This is a genomic window from Mycobacterium sp. MUNTM1 (genome assembly GCF_054660795.1).
The window spans coordinates 1-2,555 of record NZ_BAAGDE010000123.1; the positions used below are offsets into that span (position 1 = coordinate 1).

The 2,555-nt window shown below is 69.4% G+C and carries 2 protein-coding genes; both read right to left on the minus strand.

The genetic code is table 11. The features are described 5' to 3' along the window. Positions 1–430 (minus strand): FHA domain-containing protein (locus ACYQ8K_RS29960; protein WP_459974979.1); only part of this gene is annotated, 430 nt, incomplete at its 3' end. 34 nt (positions 431–464) lie between these two features. After that, on the minus strand, positions 465–2,555 hold a 2,091-nt coding region (locus tag ACYQ8K_RS29965), incomplete at its 5' end, for an ATP-binding cassette domain-containing protein (protein ID WP_459974981.1).

The window sequence follows — 2,555 nt, forward strand, 5'->3', positions numbered from 1 at the left end:
CGACCGGACGGGGTGGGGCCGTCACCGGACGCGAGCCGGTGGCCGGCGTCGGCGCGGCGGGCCGCGCGGGGATGATGGGGATGGACTTGGTGGTCGGCGGCAGCAGGCCGACGTTGCCCGTGTGCTGGCCCACCTCAAAGGTGATCCGCGGGCCGTCGGGCTTGCCGATGTTGATCGTCTGGCCGTCGTGGATGTCGACGACCGGCACCCGCCGGCCGTCCAGGTAGACCCCGTTGAGCGAGTTGTTGTCGACGGCCAGCCACCGCCCCTGATCGAAGCGCAGCAACACGTGGGCGCGGGCGATCAGCGGGTGCGCCACGCGCAGGTCGGCGCGCAGGTCGCTGCCCACGACCACGTCCCGGCCGGCGGCGAAACTACCTTCGGAGCGGTCAGATCGAGCCGTCAGCACGGGCTGCGCAGGTCGAGTCATCACATCCAGGTTGGGTCGAGGTTGGGGCGCCGGCCTAGCGCTTCAGCCGGATATGCCAGCGGACGAAGCCGGTGTAGCCGACCGACAGCGCGGTCAGCATCAGCATGTCGAACACGAAAATGTGCTTGGAATGCTGCCAGATCGGGTCGTTGGTCGGGATCTGCTTGACCTTCACCAACGACGGGAAGTCGATCGACGACGCGCCCGCCGCGTAGCCCCAGCGGGCCGGCGTCAGCCACGCCATCTCCTCGAGGCCGAAGCGCTGATACACCGGGATCATGCCGCTGGAGAACACCAGCTGGGACATGATCGACACCACCAACAGCGGCATGATCTGTTCGTTGGACTGCGCCAGCGCCGACAGCAGCAGGCCGAGCATGGCCGAGGCCACACAGGTGCCCGCGACGGTGACGAACAGCGAGAACGTGGAGTTGCCGAAGAACTGCGGATGCGCCGTCGGCGCGCCCTTACCCAGCCGGACGATGATGGTCGCGATCGCCGCCTGGCCGGTGGCGAAGACGCAGAACACCGCGATCTTTGCCAGCAGGTAGGCGGTGGTGGACAGCCCCACCGCCTGTTCTCGCTTGAAGATGGCGCGCTCGCCGATCAGGTCGCGGATGGTCAGGGCGGTGCCCATGAAGACGGCGCCGATGTTCAGCAGAACCATGATGTACTGCGGCTGTGTCGGCGCGGGACCCATCGGGTCGGCCGGGCCGAGGCCCGGGTGCGGGCCCTTCACCGTCAGCGACAACGCGCCGATGAGGAACGGCAGGATCGCCAGGAAGATCGTGTAGCCGCGGTCGGACACGACCAGGCGGACCTGGCGCCGGGCGATCGTGGAGAGCTGCCGGAACAGGTCGGTCTGGGGTGGTTCGCCCAGATCCGCCGGGCTCTCCGGGGTCGGTGGCTGCATCGACTGCTGGTTGCGCTCCTTGAAGCGCCGGTTGGCCTCGTCGGGGTCGGCACCGACCTTGGCGAAGATGTCGGCCCAGTTGCGCGTCCCCATGGCGGACTCGACCTGGTCGGGCGGCCCGCAGAACGCGGTCTTCCCGCCAGGGGCGACCAGCAGGATCTGGTCGCACACGTCCAGATACGACACCGAGTGCGTCACCACCAGCACCACGCGGCCCGCATCGGCCAGCTGGCGCAGCATCAGCATGACCTGACGGTCCAGCGCCGGGTCCAGACCCGAGGTCGGCTCGTCGAGCAGCAACAGCGACGGCTGGGTGAGCAGCTCGAGGGCGACCGAGGCGCGCTTGCGCTGGCCGCCGGAGAGCTTGTCGACCCGGGTGTCGGCGTGCTGGGTCATGTCGAGTTCCTCGAGCACCTGCGCGACGACGCGGGCCCGTTCCTCTTTGCTGGTGTCCGGCGGCAGGCGCAGCTCGGCGGCGTAGTTGAGGGCCTGGTTGACGGTCAGCTGGCGGTGCACCACGTCGTCCTGCGGGACCATGCCGATCCTGCTGCGCATGGACGCGTACTCGGTGTGGATGTTGTGGCCTTCGAAGGTCACGTTGCCCGACGTCGGGCTGGTGTAGCCGACGATCAGCCGCGACAGGGTGGTCTTGCCGGCGCCGGAGCCGCCGATGATGGCGGTCAGCGTCCCCGGCCGGGCGGTCAGTGAGATGTGGTCGAGCAGCTGCTTGCCGTGGTCGACGGTGTAGCAGACGGAGTTGACCTCCAGCCCGCCGGTGCGCGTCGCGGCCTCGGTGCGCCGGACCAGGCTGTCGCCGGTGAACACCAGGTCGACGTTGCCGATGGTGACCACGTCGCCCTCGGTCAGCACCGCCGAGCCGACCCGGACGCCGTTGACGAAGGTCCCGTTCACGCTGTGCGCGTCGCGAATCTCGGTGCCCAGCGGCGTCTGGATCAGGAAGGCGTGGTGGCGCGAGGCCAGCACATCCTGGATGACGATGTCGTTGTCGGTGGCCCGGCCGATGGTCTGCGACCCGGCCGGCTTCTGGATCGCGCCGGACCGCGACGGCAGCAGCGCCTGGAACATCTTCGTCGCCAGGTTTGCCACCTCTGGCGGCTTGGCGGAGACCGGCGGGGCCATCTGGGTCTGCGGGCTGGCCGAGACGGCCGGCATGTGCGCCAGCGGCGGGGCATTGTGCGGCGGGGGTGGCGC